Genomic DNA, 22140 nt, shown 5'->3' on the forward strand with positions numbered 1-22140 from the left:
TGCCCCAAGAGTAGTTGAGTTGATTTCTCGGTCAACCGGGATTGGGGCCGGGATTGGCGGTTGCGGGCGGGAAGAGCGCTCCCCGCCCGTGCCGGAGCGGCGAGTCATGCCGCCTGCTGGCCCTCCAGCGTGACGGCGCGGTCGTGCTGAAGCTGGGCCGACACCTCCTCGGCGAGGCGGAAGGCCAGCGCCACGAGGTTGATGGTCGGGTGGTCGCAGCCCATGCTGGGGAAGACCGAGCTGCCGCCGATGTACAGGTTGTGCATCCCGTGCACCTTGCAGCGCGCGTCCACCACGCCCTGCTTCGGGTCGTCGTGCATGCGGGTGGTGCCCATATGGTGCCAGCACCAGGAGATTCGCTCCGCCCAGGCGCGTTCGGCGGCCTCCTGCGGGTCGGCCTCGGTCACCGTGATCAGGCCGTTGCGGGCCAGCTCCGTCCGCACCAGCTCGTTGGTGCGCAGGAAATTGTCGCGGTCCTGCTCGGTCAGGCGCCACACCGTGTCGGCCCGGTTGAGGCCCAGCGCGTCGCGCTCCGCCGCCAGGGTCACGCGGCTGTCCGGGTTGGGCACCGGCTCGACGATGGTTTCCAGCAGGAAGCTGCGCGTCACCCAGGCCGGGTTCACCACATTGTCGAACAGCGCGTAGGCGAGGTTCGGCAGATGCAGCGCGATCTGCGGCACCGCCTCGCGGAGCAGGGCGCGCAGGTCGCCCTCGGCGTGGCCGAACTTGCGGCGGTCCGACATCAGCATGCGCAGGTCGTGCAGGGCCCGCACCCCGGCGGTCGCCTCGCCATGGTACTGCGCCACCAGATAGCTGCGCGAATTCATCAGCCCCAGCCGGCGCTGCGTCTCCACCGTCGGCGACAGGGAGGCGGAGACGGGCAGATGCTTGGCGTTCAGCCGGCGGCGCGACAGGGTCAGCGTCATGTCGTAGAGGCGGCGGTGCCGCGCCTGATCGGTCAGGCGGACGGAGCCGGCCTTGATGCGCGGGTGGTCGGTGAAGTAGCGGCCGACCAGATCGTGGCCGTTGCCCAGCCCGGCGCTCTGCACCCGGTTGGACAGCAGCAGCAGGCGGGCGTTCTCGATGCCACCGCAGCACAGGACGAACTGCCGCGCGGTGACCGTGAAGCGGGCGCCGCTGAGCGCGGCGCAGCGCACCCGCTCAACCACCGTGGCGGTGTCGTTGGTCTCGAACTCGGTGACGTTGGCGTTCAGGTAGCAGGCGATGTTCGCGGCTTGGACGATCTCGTCGACGGAGGTGACGCCGACGCGCGGCTGGTCGCTGATCTGGGCGATCCGGTTTTCCAGGGCGCCGCCCTCCACCGGCAGCAGCTCGATTCCGTCCGGCGCCAGGGTCTGTTCCCAATGGCCGTTGTCGTAGATGTTCGACGGCAGATTCAGGTGGCTGTGGGCGCGGGCGTAGTAGGGCGCCAGAACCTCCGGCCCGAAGGGCCAGCCGCTGTTCGGCACCCAGGGCCGCTCCTCCATGTCGATCGGCTCGAAGGGCCGGCAGAAGCCGCCCCAGCAGTTGGTGCTGCCGCCGAAATAGCGGCTGCGCGCGGTCGACAGCCGCTCGTAGGGCAGGCCGAGATTCTCGCCGGCGTAGAGCGACTGGGTGTGGCCGTCGGGGTCGAGCCCGCCGCTTTCCAGAAGGACGATCTTCCAGCGCGACCCGGCCAGCGCACGGGCTATGGCGAGCCCGGCGGCGCCGGCGCCGACGATGCAGAGGTCCGCGTCAAGGTTGGTGCCCGAGGACACCGAGCGAGCATCGAGGATCATGCTGCGCCTGCTTTTCTTTGGGGTTGAACGCACGGGACTCAGATAAATCTCAAGTTCCTCCTGCCGTTACTGAAATTGCGGGCTAGCCCGTCCAGCGGGATTGCCCCGGCATCACCCCCCTCGTCAGCATTCGCGCGGATTTCACCCGTTTCGTCAAAGGATTGGCCGCCCCTTCCCCGCACCCCTTCCGACGCGGAGTCCAAAGGGGTAGTCCGGTCTTTTCCCGGATTAAAAATTCGGCGGAGTGCCCCCCAACGCCTGGAGGAGCGACACCGCGGCCAGCAGGCGGCTCTGCCGCACCGACAGGGCGCTTTCCTCGTCCGACAAAGCGGCGGTCTGGGCGGTCAGGACGCTGCTGTAGGGCAGGGTGCCGGCCCGGTACTGGTTCAGCGTCAGCCGCTCCGCTTCGCGCGCCAGCCGCACCGCGTCGTCCTGCACGGTGGCCTGCTGGGCGAGGATGCGCTGGGCGGCGAGTTGGTCCTCGACCTCCTGGAAGGCGGTGAGAACGGTCTGGCGGTACTGCGCCACGCTCTGGTCGAAGACGGCGCGGCGCAGTTCGACCTCGGCCGTCCGCGTGCCGCCGTCGAACAGGGTCTGGGCGACCTGCGCCCCGACCGCCCAGATCGCCGTCGGCGCCTGGAGCAGCCGCGGCAGGATCGTCGCGCTGTTGGTGAGGGAGCCGGACAGCACCACGTCCGGATACCAGGCCGATTCCGCGATGCCGATCTGGGCGTTGGCCTGGGCCATCTGGCGCTCCGCCGCGGCGATGTCCGGGCGGCGTTCCAGCAGGGCGGAGGGGACGCCGGGCGGGATCGCCGGGACCGCGGCGGCCAGCGGCGCCGGGGCCAACGTGAAGGCGGCGGGCGCCTGCCCGACCAGAACCGCCATGGCGTGCTCGAACTGGGCGCGCTGCACCCCCAGCGCCACGAGCTGCGACTCGGTGGAGCGGACCTGCGTTTCCGCGGTGAAGACGTCGGCCAGGGTCGCCGTGCCCACGGCGTGGCGGTTGCGGGCGATCTCCAGCGACTGGCGGTAGGCGGCGATGGCCCGCTCCAGCAGCGCCTTGCGCTCGTCCGCCACGCGGAACTGGATGTAGGCGGTGGCGAGCTGCGCCTGCGCCGACAGGCGGGCGGCGGCGAGGTCGGCGGCGCTGGCCTGGAGGTTGGCGTCGTTGCTTTCCACCGAGCGGCGGATGCGGCCCCAGAGGTCCGGCGCCCAGCTCGCCCCCAGCCCGGCGTCGTAGGTGGTCACCGGGGTTCCGCTCCGGCTGATGCCCGTGCCGGAAACGCTGCGGTTGCCCGACCCGACGGTGCCGGCCCGGTCCGCTCCGCCGCTGACCGACAACACGGGGAAGAAGGAGGAGCGGGCCTGATCGGACAGCGCCTTGGCCTGCCGGTAGGCGGCCTCCGCCGCCTTCAGGCTCTGGTTGTCGACCTCCACCCGGCGCATCAGCCCGTCCAGCACCGGATCGTTGAAGACGGTCCACCAGGGACCGGCCTCCGCCTGTCCGGGGGCGGCAGGGCGCCAGCCGTCGTCGCGCGGGACGGGCGGCGCGAAGGCCACGGGGGTAACGCCGCTTTCCTTGTAGGTTGGCGGCACGGCGGCGGATGGCCGCTCGTAGTCCGGTCCCACCGCGCAGGCCGACAGCAGGGAGAGGGTGCCGAGCGCCGTGCCCAGGATACGGGCGCGCCGCCCGAGGATCGTCGTCATGTCAGGTCCATCCGCACGTCAATTTCCCTCTCACCTCTGGGGAGAGGGGAGGGTGAGGGGGTTGCGCTTTTGCCGAACGCACCACCGCGCGCACCCCCCTCACCGGCCCTGCGGGCCACCCTCTCCCCGGAGGGGGGAGGGCTACGATGGGCGCCATCATACCGCGACACCCGCCTCGGGGCGCCGCCAGCGCCGCCGGCACCACAGCCGGAAGCGGTCGAGGTACAGGTAGGTGACCGGCGTCGTGTAGAGGGTCAGCATCTGGCTGACGACCAGACCGCCGACGATGGCGATGCCCAGCGGCTGGCGCAGCTCCGCCCCGTCGCCGGAGCCGAGCGCCAGCGGCAGGGCGCCCAGCAGGGCGGCGAGCGTGGTCATCATGATCGGGCGGAAGCGCAGCAGGCAGGCGCGGTGGATCGCGGTGCGGGGGTCCAGCCCCTCGCTCCGCTCCGCCTCCAGCGCCACGTCGATCATCATGATCGCGTTCTTCTTGACGATGCCGATCAGCAGGATCACCCCGATCAGCGCGATGATGCTGAGTTCCTTGTCCAGCGTCATCAGCGCGACCAGCGCCCCCACCCCGGCGGAGGGCAGGGTGGACAGGATGGTCAGCGGGTGGATGTAGCTCTCGTAGAGCACGCCCAGCACGATGTAGACAGCCAGCAGCGCCGCCAGGATCAGCACCGGCTGGTCGCCGATCGACTGCTGGAACACCCGCGCGGTGCCCTGGAAGCTGCCCTGGATGGTCGTTGGCACGCCGATCCGGTCCATGGTGTGGCGGATGACGGCCAGTCCCTCGCCCAGCGAGACTCCGGGGGCGAGGTTGAAGGAGAGGGTGGTGGCGACGAACGGCCCCTGGTGGTTCACCGACAGCGGCGTGTTCTCCAGCGAGACGCGGGCAATCGCCGAGAGCGGGATCATCGTCTCCACGCCGGTGCTGAGCGCCGATCCGGTGGAGGCGGCGGTGCGGCCGGTGGCAGCGATCTGGTTGATGCGCTGGTTGCGCGCGGCCTCCGTGTCGGCGGTGGCAGCCCCGGCGATGGCGCTGGTCGCCTGGGTCCCGCTGACCGCCCCGCCGGATTTGCTGATGAGGATGTCCTTCATCATCTCCGGGTCCTCGCGGTACTGGGGGGCGACCTCCATGATGACGCGGTACTGGTTCAGCGGGTTGTAGATGGTCGAGGCGGAGCGCTGGCCGAAGGCGTCGTAGAGCGTGTTGTTGATCTGGTTGAAGGACAGGCCCAGCCGCGCCGCGGCGTCGCGGTCCACCGTCACCTCCAGCGCCAGACCGCGCTGCTGCTGGTCGGAATTCACCTCCGTCAGCTCCGGCACCTGCTGAAGCGCCTGGGTCAGGCGGGGCGCCCAGGTCTGCAGCTCGTCCAGCGTGTCGCCCTGAAGCGTGAACTGGTAGTTGGCGTTGGCCTGCCGCGCCCCCGCCCGCAAATCCTGCATGACCGACAGGTAGAGGTTGGCGCCGGGGACCTGGGTGAGCTGGGTGCGCAGCCGGGCGATCACCGCGTCGGCGGTGACGTCGCGCTGCGCCAGCGGCTTCAGCGAGACGGCCATGAAGCCGCTGTTGGTCCGGCTGCCGCCGGTGTAGCCGACCACCGTGTCCACCGCCGGGTCGGCCTGCACCAGCGCCACGAAGCGCTCCATCTTCTCCTTCATCAGCGTGAAGGAGGTGCTCTGGTCCGCCACGACGAAGCCGATCAGCCGGCCCGTGTCCTGCTGCGGGAAGAAGCCCTTGGGGATGATCGTGAAAAGATGGACGCTGAGCGCCACCGTCGCCGCGAAGACCACCATGGTCAGCAGGCTGTTGTCGAGCGCCGCCGTCAGCGTCCGGTCGTAGAGGCGAAGCGTCCCGCCACCGATTTGGGCGCCGATCCGCGCCCCGACCCGGCGCAGGGCGGCCATGGCGCGGCCCGGTTCCCTGGCCTTGCGCGGCTCGCGCAGCAGGACGGCGCACATCATCGGCGTGGTGGTCAGGCTGATGACCATCGAGACCAGGATGGCGATGGACAGGGTCAGGGCGAATTCGCGGAACAGCCGCCCGACGATGCCGCCCATCAGCAGGATCGGGATGAAGACGGCGACCAGCGACACGCTCATCGACAGGACGGTGAAGCCGACCTCCCGCGCGCCGCGCAGCGCCGCCTGGGTGCGGGACATCCCGTTCTCGATGTGGCGGGCGATGTTCTCCAGAACGACGATGGCGTCGTCCACCACGAAGCCGGTGGCGATGGTCAGCGCCATCAGCGACAGGTTGTTCAGGCTGTAGCCGAGCAGATACATGGCGCCGAAGGTGGCGACCAGCGACACCGGCACCACCACGCTGGGGATCAGCGCCGCCCGCGCGTTGCGCAGGAACAGGAACACCACCATCACCACCAGCGCGACGGCGATGATCAGCGTGTGCTCCACCTCGGCCAGCGAGGCGCGGATGGTCGTGGTGCGGTCGCTGGAAACCGACAGGTCGATGTCGGCGGGGATGGAGGCGCGAAGCTCCGGCAGCATGGCCTTCACCCGGTCCACCGTCTCGATGATGTTGGCCGCCGGCTGGCGGTTCAGCATCAGCAGGACCGACGGCTTGCCGTTGGTGATGCCGGCGTTGCGCAGATCCTCCACGCTGTCCGACACCTCGGCCACGTCGGACAGGCGGACCGCCGCCCCGTTGCGGTAGGCGATGACCAGCGACCGGTATTCCTCCGCCTTCCGGGCCTGATCGTTGGTGTAGATCTGGAAGCGCAGCTCCCCGTCCTCGACGGCGCCCTTGGGGGCGTTGGCGTTGGCGGACGCGATGGCGGCGCGCACGTCCTCCAGCCCGATGCCGTACTGGAACAGGGCGCGCGGGTTCAGCTCCACCCGCACGGCGGGGAGCGAGCTGCCGCCGATGCTGACCTGCCCGATGCCCTCCACCTGCGACAGCTTCTGCTGGAGCACGGTCGCCGCGGAATCGTAGAGCTGCCCCTGGCTGAGCGTCGCCGAGGTCATGGTCAGGATCAGGATCGGGGCGTCGGCGGGGTTGACCTTGCGGTAGGTCGGGTTGCTGCGCAGGCTGGACGGCAGGTCGGCGCGGGCGGCGTTGATGGCCGCCTGCACCTCCCGCCCCGCGCCGTCGATGTCGCGGTTCAGCCCGAATTGCAGCGTGATGCGCGTCGATCCGGCGGAGCTGGAGGAGGTCATCTCCGTCACGTCGGCGATCTGCGCCAGATGCCGCTCCAGCGGTGTCGCGACGCTCGCCGCCATCGTCTCCGGGCTGGCGCCGGGCATCGAGGCGGTGACCGAGATGGTCGGGAAATCCACCTGCGGCAGCGGCGACACCGGCAACCCCACGAAGCCCAGCGCCCCGGCCAGCGCCAGCCCGAGCGTCAGCAGGGTCGTCGCCACCGGCCGCCGGATGAAGGGCGCCGACAGGTTGGCCGCCCAGCTCATCGCGCGGCCCCTTCCGCCTGCCCGCCGGGACGCCCGCGCAGACGCGCGGCCAGCCGGTCGAAGGCCAGATAGATCACCGGCGTGGTGTAGAGGGTGAGAAGCTGGCTGAGGATCAGCCCGCCGACGATGGACACGCCCATCGGCTGGCGCAGCTCCGACCCGGTGCCGGTGCCGAGCATCAGCGGCAGGGCGCCGAGCAGCGCCGCCATCGTCGTCATCAGGATCGGGCGGAAGCGCAGCAGGCAGGCCTGATAGATCGCCTCGCGCGGCGGCTTGCCCTCCTCCCGCTCGGCGTCGAGCGCGAAGTCGATCATCATGATCGCGTTCTTCTTCACGATGCCGATCAGCAGGATGATGCCGATGATGGCGATGATGTCCAGGTCATGCCCGGCCAGCATCAGCGCGATCAGCGCCCCCACGCCGGCCGAGGGCAGGGTGGAGAGGATCGTGATCGGGTGGATGTAGCTCTCGTAGAGGACGCCCAGCACGATGTACATCGTGACGATGGCGGCCAGGATCAGCAGCAGCTGGTTGCCCAGCGACGCCTGGAAGGCCAGCGCCGCGCCCTGGAAGCGGGTCAGCACGCTGGCCGGCAGGCCGAGTTCCTGCTCCGCCGCCTCGATGGCCTTGACCGCGGCGCCCAGCGAGACCCCCGGCGCGAGGTTGAAGGAGACGGTGACCGCCGGAAACTGCCCGAAATGGTTGATCTGGAGCGGCGCGTTGCGCACCTCCATCCGGGCGAAGGCGGCCAGCGGCACCTGCCCGCCGCCCGCCGAGGGCAGATGGATGGAGGTCAGCAGCTGGTCCACCGTCATGCGGTCGGGGTCGGCCTCCAGGATCACGCGGAACTGGTTGGCCTGGGTGAAGATGGTCGAGACGATGCGCTGGCCGAAGGAGTCGTACAGCGCGTTGTCGATGGCCGCCGTGGTGACGCCGTAACGTGCGGCGGTGTCGCGGTCGATGGTGATGGAGGCCGACAGCCCCTTCTCCTGAAGGTTGCTGGTGACGTCGGTGATCTCCGGCACCGCGGCCAGCCGGTCGATCAGCCTCGGCGCCCAGGCGCGCAGCTCCTCGGGATTCGCGTCCTCAAGCACGAACTGGTACTGGGTGCGGCTGACCGTGGCGTCAATGGTCAGGTCCTGCACCGGCTGCATGAACAGCTCAATTCCGGGGACGGCGGCGGTGTTCTGGCGGATGCGGCGGATGATGTCGGCCACAGGATCCGTCCGCTGCTCCTTCGGCTTCAGGTTGATGAGGAGGCGCCCGCTGTTCATGGTGGTGTTGCTGCCGTCCACCCCGATGAAGGAGGACAGGCTGACCACGTCGGGGTCCTTCAGCACCTCCACCGCCAGCGCCCGCTGCCGCTCCGCCATGGCCGCGTAGGAGACGGACTGGGTGGCCTCCGTCACGCCCTGGATCAGGCCGGTGTCCTGCGCCGGGAAGAAGCCCTTGGGGATGGCGGTGTAGAGCACCACCGTCAGCGCCAGCGTGCCCACGGCGACCAGCAGCGTCGCCCCCTGGCGGTCCAGCACCCAGCGCAGCGTGCGGGCGTAGCCGGCGATCACCGCGTCGAACCACGCCTCGCTGCGCCGCGCGATGGCGGACATCTCGCGCGGCTCGCGGTAGCGCAGCAGCTTGGCGCAGAGCATCGGCACCAGCGTCAGGGAGACGACGGCGGAGATCAGGATGGTGACGGCCAGCGTGATGGCGAACTCGCGGAACAGCCGGCCGACCACGTCACCCATGAACAGCAGCGGGATCAGCACCGCGATCAGCGAGACGGTCAGCGACACGATGGTGAAGCCGATCTGCTTCGACCCCTTCAGCGCGGCCTGGAGCGGGGATTCGCCGCGCTCCACATGGCGGGCGATGTTCTCGATCATCACGATGGCGTCGTCGACGACGAAGCCCGTCGCGACGGTCAGCGCCATCAAGGACAGGTTGTTCAGGCTGAAGCCCGCCAGATACATCACCGCGAAGGTGCCGACCAGCGACAGCGGCACCGACAGGCTGGGGATGATCGTCGCCGGGATGTTGCGCAGGAACAGGAAGATGACCAGCACCACCAGCCCCATGGCCACCATCATCTCCATCTGCACGTCCTCGACGGAGGCGCGGATGGTCACGGTGCGGTCGGTCAGCACGGCGACGTCGACCGAGCCGGGCAGGGCGGCGGTCAGGTTGGGGAGCATCTCCTTCACCCGGTCCACCACCTCGATCACGTTGGCGCCGGGCTGGCGCTGGATGTTCAGGAGGATGGCCGGCGTGTCGTTCATCCAGGCGCCCAGCCGGGTGTTCTCGGCGCTGTCCACCACGTCGGCCACGTCGGACAGGCGCACCGGGGCGCCGCTGCGGTAGGCGACGACGAGGTCCTTGTACTCGTCGGCCCGGCGGAGCTGGTCGTTGGCGTTGATGGTGTAGTTGCGGGTCGGCCCGTCGATGGTGCCCTTGGGCGAGTTGACGTTGGCCGTGTTGATGGTGCTGCGCAGGTCGTCGATGTTCAGCCCGTAGGCGGCCAGCGCCTGGACGTTGGCGCGGATGCGCACCGCCGGCCGGTGCCCGCCGCTGAGGCTGACCAGACCGACGCCGGGAAGCTGCGACAGCTTCTGCGCGAAGCGGCTGTCGGCGAGGTCCTGCACCTGGGTCAGCGGCAACGTCTTCGACGTCAGGGCCAGCGTCAGGATCGGCGCGTCCGCCGGGTTGACCTTGGCGTAGATCGGCGGGGCCGGCAGGTCCGACGGCAGCAGGTTCCCGGCGGCGTTGATGGCCGCCTGCACCTCCTGCTCCGCGATGTCGATGCTGAGTTCCAGCCCGAACTGCAGCGTGATGACCGACGCCCCGGCGGCGCTGACCGAGGACATCTGCACCAGCCCCGGCATCTGGCCGAGCTGGCGTTCCAGCGGCGCGGTGACCGAGGAGGTCATCACCTCCGGGCTGGCGCCGGGGAAGAAGGTCTGGACCTGGATCGTCGGGTATTCCACCGCCGGCAACGCCGACAGCGGCAGGAAGCGGTAGGACACCGCCCCCACCAGCAGGATCGCCAGCATCAGCAGCGAGGTGGCGACCGGACGGACGACGAAGGGGTGGGAGATGTTCATGGCGGCAGGGACGCGCGTTACGACGCGTTGCGCTGGGGGCGGCGCTGCGGGCGCGGCCCCTCGCTGGACGGGGTGGGAGCCGCCGACGGGGCCGAGCCGTCGGTCGCCGCCACCTTGGCGCCCTCGCGCAGCCGGTCGGCGCCCTGGATCACCACCGTCTCGCCGGGCTGCACCCCCTGGGTGATCACGGTCTTCGCCCCGTCGCTGGCGCCCAGCGTCACCGGGCGGACCGAGGCCGTGCTGTCCTCGCCGTTCACCACATAGACATAGGTGCCGGGCGCCCCGCGCTGCACCGCCGCCACCGGCACCATCGGGACGCCGGCCAGCGTGTCCACCAGAAGCTGGACGTTGACGAACTGGTTGGGGAACAGCGACTGGTCGGCGTTGTCGAACTGGGCGCGCAGCTTCACCGTACCGGTGGTCACGTCGATCTGGTTGTCCACCGTGGTCAGCGTCCCGGTCGCCAGCACGCGGTCGCGCGTCCGGTCATAGGCGGTCACCGGCAGGGTCGCCCCGCCGCGCAGCCGCGCCATGATCGCCGGGATGTTGTCCTCCGGCAGGGTGAACAGGACGGAGATCGGTTGCACCTGGGTGATGACGACGATGCCGCCCGCCTCGCCCGCCGTGACGTAGTTGCCGGGATCGACCAGCCGCAGACCGGCCCGGCCGGAAACGGGGGCGGTGATGCGGGTGTAGGACAGGTTCAGCTTGGCGTTTTCCACCGCCACCTGATCGGCCTTCACCGTGCCCTCATACTGCTGGACCAGCGATTCCTGGGTGTCGCGCTGCTGCTTGGCGATGGAGTCCTGCTTGACCAGCAGGCGGTAGCGCTCCAGGTCCAGCCGGGCGTTCTTCAGCAGCGCCTGATCGCGCAGAAGCTGGGCCTCGGCCTGCTCGACGGCGAGCTGGAAGGGGCGCGGGTCCACCTCCGCCAGGAAGTCGCCCTTCTGCACGGCCTGTCCCTCGGTGAAGGCGACCTGGGTGAGCTGGCCGCCGACCTGCGGGCGCACCGTGACGGTGGCGAGCGACGAGACGGTGCCCAGCCCGTTCAACCGGATCGGCATGTCGCCCTTCTCGACCTTGGCGGTCACCACCGGTGCCGCGGTCGGCATGCCGGGCCGGAACCCGCCGGGGCCGCCGCGCCCTGCCATCTCCGGCGCCGGGCGGAAAGCGAACCACCAGACCCCGCCGCCGATCAGCGCCAGCACCACCAGCCACGCCAGCACCCGGCCCAGGATCGAGCGGCGCCTGGGCGCGTCGGTCCGCTGGGTCTCCGGTGCCGTCCGGTCCCGGCGGGCCTCCGGCGCTGCCGTGGCGGAACGGTCCGGCCCGGGCGCGGGCGGCGGTTTCAGGGGCGTGTCCAAATCCATCGGGTCCTTCATCGCCTGCGGGCGTCGTCCGGAAAGTCGCGTCGGGAGGGGTGCCGATGGCCCAGCCCCCATCCCGGCGGGACGCTATCACGGCGCCGCGCGCAGAATATGTCCAGAAGGGATTAGATTTGTAACGCTCGGTAACAGCGTCGAGGGGCGGCGCAGGCGTGTCTTCTGCCGGGGGGCGGAACGCGGCATTCTGACCCAGCCCAGGGAAACGGAGAGGGAGAGGCCCGATGCCCGCGCGTCGCAACGCATTGCGGATTTTCCTCGTGACGGCGTCATTGGCCGTCGGCGGCGGCGCCCTTGCCGCCGAACCCTCCGGGCCGACCTTCTCCTGCGCGGGGGTTGAGACGGGCAGCATCGAGCAAACGATCTGCGCCGACCCCGCCCTGTCGGCGCTCGACCGCAAGCTGGTCGGGGTCTATGGCGCGGCCGCGGCCAAGGCGGTGAACGAGCGTCCGCCGGTCCTGAAGGCGGAGCAGCGCGGCTGGATCAAGGGCCGGAACGACTGCTGGAAGGCCGCCGACCAGCGCGCCTGCGTCGAGGAGCAATACCGCCTGCGCATCGCCGAGCTTCAGGCCAGATACCGGCTGGTGCCCGCCATCGGTCCGGTCCGCTTCGCCTGCGATGGCCACGCGGCCGGCGAGCTGACCGCCACCTTCTTCGAGACCGACCCGCCGACGATGATCGCCGAGCGCGGCGACGCCGTCTCGCTGATGGTCGGCCAGCCGGCGGCGTCCGGCGCCCGCTACCAGGGCCGCAACGAGAGCTTCTGGGAGCATCAGGGCGAAGCGCGGGTGACCTGGGGCTACGGCGCTCCGGAGATGACCTGCCGGAAGGCGCCGTAGCCCCGCGTTCCGGGGCCTTTACCCGCGCACGGCGACGCGGGCGAGGACGGCGCAGGCGCCCGGCCCGGTCTCCAGCGTGGCGGCGGCGTCCAGACGGGCGGTCCAGCCCGGCGACACCCGCGCCACGCTGTCGCCGGTGCGCAGGATCACCTCGCCGTCCAGCGCGTGGACCAGCGCCACGCCGCCGGCGGGAATGTCCGCGACCTTGTCGGCCGGAAGAATGTCGAGCCGGGCGTCGGCCCGCTCGCGGTCGAAGATCAGGTTGAAGTCGCGGATCGGCCCGTCCAGCAGGGCGCAGTCCACCGCGGCGTCGCCGGAGAAGCGGAAGGCGTCGGCGCGGTTGGTCACGGTCGCCGGGACGCCGTCCACGGTCAGCCGCATGCCGGCGCCCTCGACCACGGCGATCAGCCGCTCGTAGCCGGTGAAGGCGGAGAAGGGACCGGCCTCCGCCACATCGGCGATGCTGACCCGCCAGAGGAAGCGGCCGGCCTCGCCGGGCAGCTCCTGGAGGGCGATTTCGGTGGTCGTCCCGCCGCCGTTCTTCCAGGGCATGCGGCGGTAGCGGGCGGGGTCGAGAAGAGAAACAGCCATCAGAATCCTCACGGGGCGGGGGAGGGCGTCCGGCCCGGTCCCCCGTCCCTTGTCCTCGTCAATGTGTCTGCGGCGCCGATGGGCGGTGCGTCAGGCGTCCCCGAGCGACTGGGTCAGGCCCCGGTGCTTGAGAAGCGCCTCGATGCGCGGCTCGCGTCCGCGGAAGGCGGTGTACAGCTCCATCGGGTCGCGGGTGTCGCCCGACGAATAGATCGTCTTCAGCTTCGCCGCAAGGTCCGGGTCGAAGGGGTTGCCCGTCTCCAGGAACGCCTCGAAGCCGTCGGCGTCGAGCACCTCCGCCCACAGATAGGCGTAATAGCCCGCGGCGTAGCCGCTGCCGGCGAACAGGTGCTGGAAATGGGTCGGGCGGTGGCGCACCGCGATTTCCGTCGGCATCCCGATCTTGTCCAGCACCGACCGCTCGAAGGCGGCGACATCGGTGTCGGCGGCGTCGCTGCGGGTGTGGAACTCCAGGTCGAGCAGCGCCGCCGCGGTGTATTCCACCGTGCCGAAGCCCTGGTTGAAGTTGCGGGCGGCGAGCAGGCGGCGCAGCAGGTCCTGCGGGATCGGCTCCCCGGTCTGGTGATGGCGGGCGTAGGTGGACAGCGTTTCCGGAACGGCCAGCCAGTGCTCGTAGATCTGCGACGGCAGCTCCACGAAGTCACGGCGGACCGAGGTGCCGGACTGGCTCGGATAGCGCACGTCGCTGAGGCAGCCGTGCAGGAAATGGCCGAATTCGTGGAACAGGGTCTCGGCGTCGTCGAAGCTGAGGAGCGTCGGCTCGCCCTTCGAGAAGTTGTTGTTGTTGACGATGATCGGCGACACCGCCCCGTCGAAATTCTCCTGGTCGCGGTAGCTGCTCATCCAGGCGCCGGAGCGCTTCGACGAGCGGGCGAAATTGTCGTGCAGGAAAATGCCGACATGGCGCCCGTCCTTCTCCGTCACCTCGTAGACGCGGACGTCCGGGTGGTAGACCGGCAGGTCGGGCCGCTCGGTGAAGGTCAGCCCGAACAGGCGCCCGGCGGTGTCGAAGGCCGCGCGCACCATGTTCTCCAGGACGAAGTAGGGCTTCACCTCCGCCTCGTCGATGTCGTACTTGGCCTGCCGCACCTTCTCCGCGTAGTAGCGCCAGTCCCAGGGGGCGATCGGCTCGTTCATGCCCTCCGCCCGGGCGCAGTCCTGAAGCTCCGCGCGCTCGGCGGCGGCCTTCTCCTTGGCCGGCCCCCAGACCTGAAGCAGCAGCCGTTCGACGGCGGAGGTGTCCTTCGCCATGCTGTCGTCCAGCTTGAAGTCGGCGTAGCTGGCGTAGCCCATCAGCTTCGCCTGTTCGGTGCGCAGCGCGACGATCTCCCGGATCAGCGGACGGTTGTCGTGCTCGCCCTCATGCTCGCCGCGGCGGATCCAGGCCTCGTATGCCACCTGCCGCAGGTCGCGGCGGGCCGAGAAGGTCAGGAACGGCTCCACCGAGGAGCGGGCCAGCGTGATGACGTACTTGCCCTCCTGCCCGCGCTCCTTGGCGGCCTGGGCGGCGGCGTTGCGCGCGAAGTCGGGCAGGCCGGCGAGATCGCTCTCCTCAAGGACGAGCTGCCAGTCCTTCTCGTCGTGCAGCACGTTCTGGCCGAACAGCGTGTGCAGGGTCGCCAGCCGCTCGGTGATCGCGGTCATCCGCGCCTTGGCGTCCGGCGGCAGCAGCGCGCCGCTGCGCACGAATCCCAGATGCTGGCGCTCCAGCAGGCGGAGCTGGTCGGGGGCGAGGCCCAGCGTGTCGCGCCGCTCGTACAGGTCGGCGACGCGGGCGAACAGCGCCGGGTCCAGCGCGATCCGCATGGAATGCTGGGCGAATTTCGGCGCGTAGTCGCGGGCGATGGTCTCCAGCGCGTCGGTGGTGTTGCTGGAGTTCAAATTCCAGAACACGCCGCCGACCCGGTTCAGGAAGCGCCCGCTGCGCTCCATCGCCTCGATGGTGTTGGCGAAGGTCGGGGCGTCGGGGTTTCCGGTGATCGCCGCGATCTCCGCGATGTTCTCCGCCATGCCATGGTCGAAGGCGGGCGGAAAATGCTCGGCCTGGATGCGGTCGAAGGGCGGCAGGCCGAAGGGCGTGGTCCAGGTTTCGAAGAACGGGTTGCTCATCAAGGCCCCTTGCTGACCGGAAACGGAAGACATGCCGAACATGGTGCCGCAACCGGTCTTCCGCCACAACACGCCGGTCGCCGCAGGCCGCATCCCAGAGCGGCGAAAACGGAGGGAACCGCAACGCGGAATTAGGATAATAAGCCTTTAAATTCACGCTTGAACGACATTGATCCGGTGCCATATCCAACCGAGACATAAAAAGGCTTCAAATCTCCCCTAAAGTTTGTTAGCCTCTTGTCAGTGGCGGCCAGGAATTGTCCTCTTGAACGCGCTTCAGGAGCGCCATTCCGTGCACGCATTTCCCTACAACGCCAGTCTGTTTCAGAGGTGACATCGGTATGCATGCATAGATAAATCTGTTTTCTTGTTCATATGGCCTTCAATTTCATGAGTCTTCGCTGTTTTTGCGTTTTCTCATGTAACTTTACTTTCCCTATGGTTGGCGGGAGGCAGTCGCAACGCGGCTGTCAAAATTGCTGGCGTGCGGACGAAAGTCCTTGCCTTGCGTGCCTCTCCACCCCCGGCGCGCCCCTGCTTCCCCCTGCTTCCAATGAAGGCTGCAAGACGGACCGGTCCCGTTCGGGCTCCGGAACCACACGCATTTTGCCAAGAGCGGAGGCATCAGCGGATGACCGCGAAAATCGCCGTAAACGGCGTCACCCGGATTTTCGGGCGCCACCCACGTCAGGCGCTCGACCTGCTGAAGGCGGGTCTTTCCAAGGAAGAGATCTTCAAACGCACCGGCCAGACCGTCGGTGTCCTCGACGCCACATTCGAGGTCGAGGCCGGTGAAATCTTCGTCATCATGGGCCTGTCGGGCTCCGGCAAATCGACGCTGGTCCGCATGCTCAACCGGCTGATCGACCCGACCGCGGGCGAAATCCGGATCGACGGGCGGGACATCACCAAGCTGTCGCGCGCCGAGCTGACCGAGCTGCGGCGGCGCGACCTCGGCATGGTGTTCCAGTCCTTCGCCCTGCTGCCGCACCTGCGGGTGTGGGAGAACGCCGCCTTCGGGCTGGAGATCGCCGGGGAAAGCCTGAAGGCGCGGCGCGACAAGGCGCAGCAGGCGCTGGACGCGGTCGGCCTTGGCGCCTACGCGGAAAGCTTCCCGCGGGAGCTGTCGGGCGGCATGCAGCAGCGCGTCGGCTTGGCCCGCGCGCTCGCCAACGAGCCGTCCGTCCTGCTGATGGACGAGGCCTTCTCGGCCCTCGATCCGCTGATCCGGACGGAGATGCAGGACGAGCTGCTGCGCCTTCAGGCCGAACGGCAGCGCACCATCGTCTTCATCAGCCACGACCTGGACGAGGCGATCCGCATCGGCGACCGGCTGGCCATCATGGAAGGCGGCCAGATCATCCAGGTCGGGCGCCCGGACGAGATCCTGAAGCAGCCGGCCAACGATTACGTCCGCTCCTTCTTCCGCAACATCGACGTCACCAAGATTCTGACGGCGGGCGACATCGCCCGGCGCGATCAGGTGACTCTGATCCGCCACACCGGCGAAGGCCCGCGCGCCGCCGTCCGCCAGCTGCGCGAGCGCGACCGCGAATTCGGCTACGTCCAGGACGGCCGCCGCCGCTTCCACGGCGTGGTGTCGGTGGAGACGCTGGTCACCGCCATCGAGCGGCACAACGGCTCCGCCACGCTGGACGAAGCGCTGCTTCCGGGCATCGAGCCGCTTCCCGTCGACCTGCCGATGGACGAGGTGCTGCCGCGCATCGCGTCGGCCCCGTGCCCGCTGCCGGTGGTGGACGGGCAGGGCGCCTATGTCGGGGCGATCTCCAAGACCGCCTATCTGGAAACCCTTGGACGGACGCGCTGACCATGGAGTTCAAGCTTCCCATCGGTGATTGGGCCGACGCCGCCGTGATGTTCCTCCTGGACCATGCGCAATGGCTGTTCGACGGCATCGACCTCGTGGTCGGCGCGGTCGCCGACGGCGTCCAGGCCGCCCTGACCTCGCTGCCCGGCGTGGCGCTGGCCGCCATCGTGGTGCTGATCGGGCTGTGGCGGAACGGCTGGCGCTTCGCGCTGTTCGCCGCGGCCTCGCTGCTGGTCGTCGCCGGGCTGGGCATGTGGCACCAGACGGTGGACACTCTGGCCCTGGTGCTGACGGCGACCGCCATCGCCCTGACCATCGGCGTTCCGCTGGGCATCGTCGCCGCGCGCAACGACCGGGTGGAAACGGTGGTGCGTCCGGCGCTCGACCTGATGCAGACCATGCCGGCCTTCGTCTACCTGATCCCGGCGGCCATGCTGTTCGGGCTGGGCCGCGTGCCGGGGATCATCGCGACGATCATCTTCGCCATGCCGCCGGTCGTCCGCCTGACCAGCCTGGGCATCCGGCAGGTCCCGCACGAGCTGGTCGAGGCCGGCCTCGCCTTCGGCTGCACGCCGCGCCAGCTCCTCTTCAAGGTGCAGATGCCGACGGCGCTGCCGTCGATCATGGCGGGCATCAACCAGACCATCATGTTGTCGCTGTCGATGGTCGTCATCGCCTCGATGATCGGGGCGGGCGGCGTCGGCAACGAGGTGCTGCGCGGCATCCAGCGGCTCGACATCGGCCTCGGCGTCGAGGGCGGTCTGGCCGTGGTGATCCTGGCGATCCTGCTCGACCGCATCACCCAGAGTTTCGGAACCCCGGACGCGGGGGGGCGCTCCCCCCGGTCCGCCCTGCGCTCCCTGCTGAACCGCCGCCGCGCGGCGCAGACGAAGGACGACGCGCACCTGTCTCCCACGCACGGAGTCACGGAAGCGGGATGAACCGCCATCCCCAAAGCCTTACAAAACAAAGGATTTTTTGCATGAGACGCACGTTTCTGAAGATGATGGCCCTCGGCGTCGCCGCCGTGATCGGCAGCACCGCCCTGTCCTCCGCCGGTTTCGCCGCAGAGGACAAGAAGCCGGTCCGCATCGGCTGGACCGCCTGGTCCGACGCCGAGGCGGTGACCAAGCTCGCCCAGCGCCTCATCCAGGAACGGCTGGATCAGCCGGTCGAGCTGGTGCTGGCCGACATCGGCCTGCAGTATCAGGGGCTCGCCAAGGGCGACCTCGACTTCATGATGATGTCCTGGCTGCCGACCACCCACGCCTCCTACCTGGACAAGGTCGGCAAGGACATCGTGCCGCTGGGCATGCTCTACACCCGCGCCCGCCTGGGCTGGGCGGTGCCGGACTATGTGCCGGAGGATCAGGTGAAGACCATCGCCGACCTCGCCAAGCCGGAAATCCGTGAGAAGCTGAAGGGCAAGATCCAGGGCATCGACCCCGGTTCGGGCCTGATGCAGGCGTCGGAGAAGGCGCTGAAGGACTACGGCCTCGACGGCTACGAGCTGGTGTCGGCCAGCGGCGCCGCGATGACCGCCGCGCTCGGCCGCGCCGAGCGGCGCGAGGACTGGATCGCCGTCACCGCCTGGAGCCCGCACTGGATGTTCGCCAAGTGGAAGCTGCGCTACCTGGAGGACCCGAAGGGCTCGCTGGGCGGCCTGGAGCGCGTCCACGTCATGGCCCGCAAGAATTTCTACCAGGAGCACCCCAAGGTCGCCGAGTTCCTGACCCGGATGTACCTGCCGCTGGAGGATCTGGAGAAGATCATGCTCGAGGCCGACGCCACCTCCTATGACAAGGCGATCGACACCTACATCGCCAACAACAAGCAGCGCGTGGACTATTGGGTGACCGGCGAAATGCCGGCCTCCTAAAGCGAACTTCCGTTCGCTTTAGACTCATAGCGCCTCATTCGCCGGCGGGCTCCGGTCGCATGTGCGACCGGGACCGCCGGCGCGGTCCAAAGCGGATTGCAATCCGCTTTAACAGGCCCGTGTCCCTCGTCCGAGCCTCACAACGGCTCGGACGAGGGTTCGTACAAGGATTCGGACAGGGCCTCGACGCTGTCCTTCAGCACGCCCTCCAGGCTTCCAGCCAGGGCCAGGGCCTCCTCGGGCGGCGCCTTTTCCAGCGCCAGCGCGAGGTCGCCCAGCCGCTTCGCCCCCACGTTCCAGGACAGCCCCTTGAGCGTGTGGGCGGCGCGGCGGTGCTCCTCGCCGCTGGCCAGGGCGGCGCTGATCCGCGCCACCTGCTCCCGCGCGGTGCGGGAGAAGCCCCGCACGGCCTCGGCCCAGCTCTCCGGGCCGAGGGCTTCGGCCACGCTGTCCACCTGTTCGCGGTCCAGCAGGTCCACCGCCGGAGCGGTTTCCGGAGCCGCCTCGGCAACCACCTTGGACGCGGGGCTGCCGACGACGGAACGGATCGCCGCGTCGAGCGCCGCCGGGCGCAATGGCTTCGGCACGAACCCGTTCATGCCCGCCGCCATGCATTCGGGAAGCGAGCTGCCCGAGGCGTGGGCGGTCAGCGCGATCACCGGTACCCCGTTGCGCGACGCCGGCAAGGCGCGGATCAGGCGGGTGGCGGTCAGCCCGTCCATGCCGGGCATCTGGATGTCCATCAGCACCACGTCGAAGGGCTCCTCCGCCCGCTCCACGGTCCGCACCGCCTCCTCGCCATCCACGGCGGTGACCACGCTGTGCCCGCCGCGCACCAGCAGGCCGCGCACGATGTCCCGGTTCACCGCGTTGTCGTCCACCGCCAGAACCCGCAAGGGCGGCAGGGGGGCGGCCGGCGGCGCCTCCGCGGCGTGGCGCAGCGCCGCCGGATCGCCCGGCGCGCAGGCGACCGAGAACTGGAACAGGCTTCCCTTGCCCGGCGCGCTGATGACGGAGATCATCCCGCCGAGCAGCCCGCACAATTCCTTGCAGATTGCCAGCCCCAGGCCGGTGCCGCCGTAACGGCGGGTGATGGAGCTGTCGGCCTGGGTGAAGCGGTCGAACAGGGACGGGATGGCCTCCGCGGCGATGCCGATGCCGCTGTCCTCCACCTCGAACTCCAGAAAGAAACGCCCGTTCGGCAGATCGGCGCCGCGGCGGGCACGCACGGCCACTTGGCCGGCGCTGGTGAACTTGACGGCGTTGCCGACCAGATTGAACAGGATCTGCCGCAGTCGTGCCGGGTCGGTGACCACCGCCTCCGGCACGGTGGGCAGCATGCGGCAGGACAGGGACAGCCCCTTCTCCGTCGCCGAGGGCTGGAACACCGCCATCACCGCCTCCACGAGCTCGGCGGGTGCGCAGGTCTCCTCTTCAATGGCGATCCGCCCGGCCTCCAGCTTGGAGAAGTCCAGGATGTCGTCCAGAAGCCGCAGCAGGCTTTCCGCCGAGCGGCGGGCGACTCCGGCCAGACGCCGCTCCTCGGCATCCAGCCCCTCGCCGTCCAGCAGGGTCAGCGTGCCCAGCACGCCGTTCATCGGCGTGCGGATCTCGTGGCTGATCGTCGCCAGGAACTCGCTCTTCATGCGGTTGGCGTGTTCGGCGCTGTCGCGGGCGCGGCGCAGGTCGGCCTCGATCTGCTTGGCCTTGGACAGGTCGTGGAAGACACCGATGAAATGCTCCCGCCCGCCGGCCCGCCAACTCGACAGCGCGATCTCGGTGGGCACCAGCGTGCCGTCGGCGCGCCGGACCGGCACCTCGCGGACCACGCCGCTCGGGCTCCCCCGTCCGCTGGCCTGGTACGCCCGGAACAGGCGGTCGTGGTTGAGGGCGTGCCCGTCCGGCATCAGGGCGCTGACGTTGCGCCCGATCATCTCCGCCTCGCGGAAACCGAAGAGGGCCTCCGCCGCCGGGTTGAAGCCGGTGATCACGGCGTTCTGGTCGGTCACCACGATGGGCTGGCCGACCGCGGCGAACATGGCGCGGTAGCGCCGCTCGCTGTCGGCCAGCGACCGTTCCGCCCGACGCCGCTCCGTCACGTCGGAGCCGGAGCCGCGGTAACCGGCAAAGGCGCCCTGATCGTCGAAGACCGGCTTGCCGCTGAGCGACCAGATGCGGGTGTCGCCGTCCGGTCCGCGGACCGCGAACTCGAAATCACGGAAGGGTTGCCGGTCCTCCAGGACGCGGCGCTGCTCCTCCCAATGGGCGCCGTCGCCGGCTTCGTGCAGGGCGATGTCCTCGCAGCGCCGGCCCCTGTACAGATCCGGATCGCGGATCGATCCGGCATAGGCTCCGGATACGCCGGCGAAACACAGGTCGGCGTCCATTTCCCAGAACCAGTCGGACGCCGTTTCCGCGATGTCGCGCAGCTTCGTCTTGCTGGCGCGCAGATGCCGCGCCGCCTCGTCCAGCGTGGCATGGGCGCGTTCCTGGGCACGGCTCTGCAACGTCACCAGCGTGGCCAGGACGAACAGCAGGGCGGTGGTCAGGCCCGCTCCGACGGAGTAGGCCCGCTGCCGCGCCCGGGTTTCGGCCATGAACTCCGCCTCGCCGAAGCCCGCGCTGACGATCAGCGGGTAGTTCTGAAGGCTGCGGAAGCTGGTCAGGCGGGCCACCCCGTCGATCAGACTGACCGAGCGCAGGAAGCCTTGTGTTTTCTCCTGAGCCTCCCGCAGGATCGGCGACTTGCCGAGGTCCAATCCGATGATGCGGTCGTCCATGACGCTGCGCGCGCGCAGGATGCCGTCGCGGCCGATGATGGATATGACGCCGTCATGGCCGACGTCCAGATTGTCGAAGGTGCGCCCGAAGTAGAAGGGGTCGAGCGAGGCGACGATCATCCCGCCGAACCCGCCGTCCGGGGCGGTGACCTTGCGGCTGAGCTGGATCGACCATTTGCCCGACGCCCGCCCGAAGACCGGCCGGCTGATGAACAGCCCTTCGACCGTGCCCTCCTTGTGCACGCGGAAATGCTCGCGGTCGGCCAGATTGACACGGGCCGGGGCGTTGTCCACGCTGGTCTGGATCAGGTCGCCCTTGCCGTCCGCGTAGGCGAGCTGGAGGAGCAGGTCCGAATCCAGCGTCGCGTTGCGCATCACGTCGCGCAGCAGCGGGCTCTGGCTGCCCAGCCGGTAGAGATCGTAGCCGATGAAGGAGAGGATGCGGTCGGTTCCGGCGATGGCGCGCGTGGTCTGTTCCGCGATGATGTGGGCCAGATTGCCGGTGTCGCGCTCGGCCCGCTGAAGCGCGTCGCGCTGGTCGCGATCCGTCAGATAGAGGGCCGCGGTCCAGGCCGCCGCGGTCAGCAGGAGCGTGGCCATCCACACCCCGGAGACCAGCGCCCTGGACCGGAACGCATAGGCCCGGTGGCCGTGTTCGGGCAGGGGCAGGGAAGCGGGGGTGTCCGGCATCGC

General features: G+C 69.4%; 12 protein-coding genes. 4 read left to right on the forward strand and 8 right to left on the reverse strand.

What is annotated here, in order from left to right:
* Positions 1–104: 104 nt before the first annotated feature.
* The 5 genes from D3869_RS22510 to D3869_RS22530 all read right to left on the reverse strand — a co-directional run bounded on the left by D3869_RS22510 (position 105) and on the right by D3869_RS22530 (position 11388).
* Positions 105–1778, reverse strand: a complete 1674-nt coding sequence (locus D3869_RS22510) for an FAD-dependent oxidoreductase (protein WP_137142079.1) — start codon at positions 1776–1778, stop codon at positions 105–107.
* Positions 1779–2006: 228 nt separating this feature from the next.
* Positions 2007–3488 carry an efflux transporter outer membrane subunit gene (locus tag D3869_RS22515; protein WP_137142080.1) on the reverse strand — a complete coding sequence of 494 codons (1482 nt, stop codon included), beginning with the start codon at positions 3486–3488 and terminating at the stop codon, positions 2007–2009.
* 156 nt (positions 3489–3644) lie between these two features.
* Positions 3645–6920, reverse strand: coding sequence for an efflux RND transporter permease subunit (locus tag D3869_RS22520; protein WP_137142081.1), 3276 nt, complete (start codon positions 6918–6920; stop codon positions 3645–3647).
* Complete coding sequence (locus tag D3869_RS22525; protein ID WP_137142082.1) at positions 6917–10018, reverse strand: MdtB/MuxB family multidrug efflux RND transporter permease subunit; 3102 nt, start codon at positions 10016–10018, stop codon at positions 6917–6919. Before D3869_RS22525 ends, D3869_RS22520 begins: the two co-directional genes overlap by 4 nt.
* A gap of 17 nt (positions 10019–10035) precedes the next feature.
* A complete protein-coding gene (locus tag D3869_RS22530) occupies positions 10036–11388 on the reverse strand; it encodes an MdtA/MuxA family multidrug efflux RND transporter periplasmic adaptor subunit (protein WP_137142083.1) in 1353 nt (450 codons plus the stop codon).
* Between the two features lie 236 nt (positions 11389–11624).
* On the opposite strand from D3869_RS22530, the gene D3869_RS22535 reads away from it, so the two are divergent.
* On the forward strand, positions 11625–12239 hold the full coding sequence (locus tag D3869_RS22535) for an MliC family protein (protein WP_137142084.1): 615 nt from the start codon (positions 11625–11627) through the stop codon (positions 12237–12239).
* Positions 12240–12257: 18 nt separating this feature from the next.
* Here the strand turns inward: D3869_RS22535 and D3869_RS22540 are convergent, their stop codons facing one another.
* Positions 12258–12830 carry a HutD/Ves family protein gene (locus D3869_RS22540; protein WP_211114976.1) on the reverse strand — a complete coding sequence of 191 codons (573 nt, stop codon included), beginning with the start codon at positions 12828–12830 and terminating at the stop codon, positions 12258–12260.
* 90 nt (positions 12831–12920) lie between these two features.
* Positions 12921–14960, reverse strand: coding sequence for a M3 family metallopeptidase (locus tag D3869_RS22545; protein WP_137142085.1), 2040 nt, complete (start codon positions 14958–14960; stop codon positions 12921–12923).
* A gap of 631 nt (positions 14961–15591) precedes the next feature.
* On the opposite strand from D3869_RS22545, the gene proV reads away from it, so the two are divergent.
* The 3 genes from proV to D3869_RS22560 are packed head-to-tail and all read left to right on the forward strand — an operon-like array spanning position 15592 to position 18667.
* On the forward strand, positions 15592–16788 hold the full coding sequence (gene proV, locus D3869_RS22550) for a glycine betaine/L-proline ABC transporter ATP-binding protein ProV (protein ID WP_103040458.1): 1197 nt from the start codon (positions 15592–15594) through the stop codon (positions 16786–16788).
* A gap of 2 nt (positions 16789–16790) precedes the next feature.
* The gene (locus D3869_RS22555) at positions 16791–17729 is read left to right on the forward strand and encodes an ABC transporter permease (protein ID WP_137142086.1); all 939 of its coding nucleotides are present in this window, start codon (positions 16791–16793) and stop codon (positions 17727–17729) included.
* A gap of 41 nt (positions 17730–17770) precedes the next feature.
* Positions 17771–18667, forward strand: coding sequence for a glycine betaine ABC transporter substrate-binding protein (locus tag D3869_RS22560; protein ID WP_247895979.1), 897 nt, complete (start codon positions 17771–17773; stop codon positions 18665–18667).
* A gap of 137 nt (positions 18668–18804) precedes the next feature.
* Here D3869_RS22560 and D3869_RS22565 read toward each other — a convergent pair whose 3' ends face one another.
* Positions 18805–22137 carry a PAS domain S-box protein gene (locus tag D3869_RS22565; protein WP_137142087.1) on the reverse strand — a complete coding sequence of 1111 codons (3333 nt, stop codon included), beginning with the start codon at positions 22135–22137 and terminating at the stop codon, positions 18805–18807.
* Positions 22138–22140 lie beyond the last annotated feature (3 nt).

It is taken from the genome of Azospirillum brasilense, from assembly GCF_005222205.1.
In the GTDB taxonomy this organism is placed as follows: Bacteria; Pseudomonadota; Alphaproteobacteria; order Azospirillales; family Azospirillaceae; genus Azospirillum; species Azospirillum brasilense_G.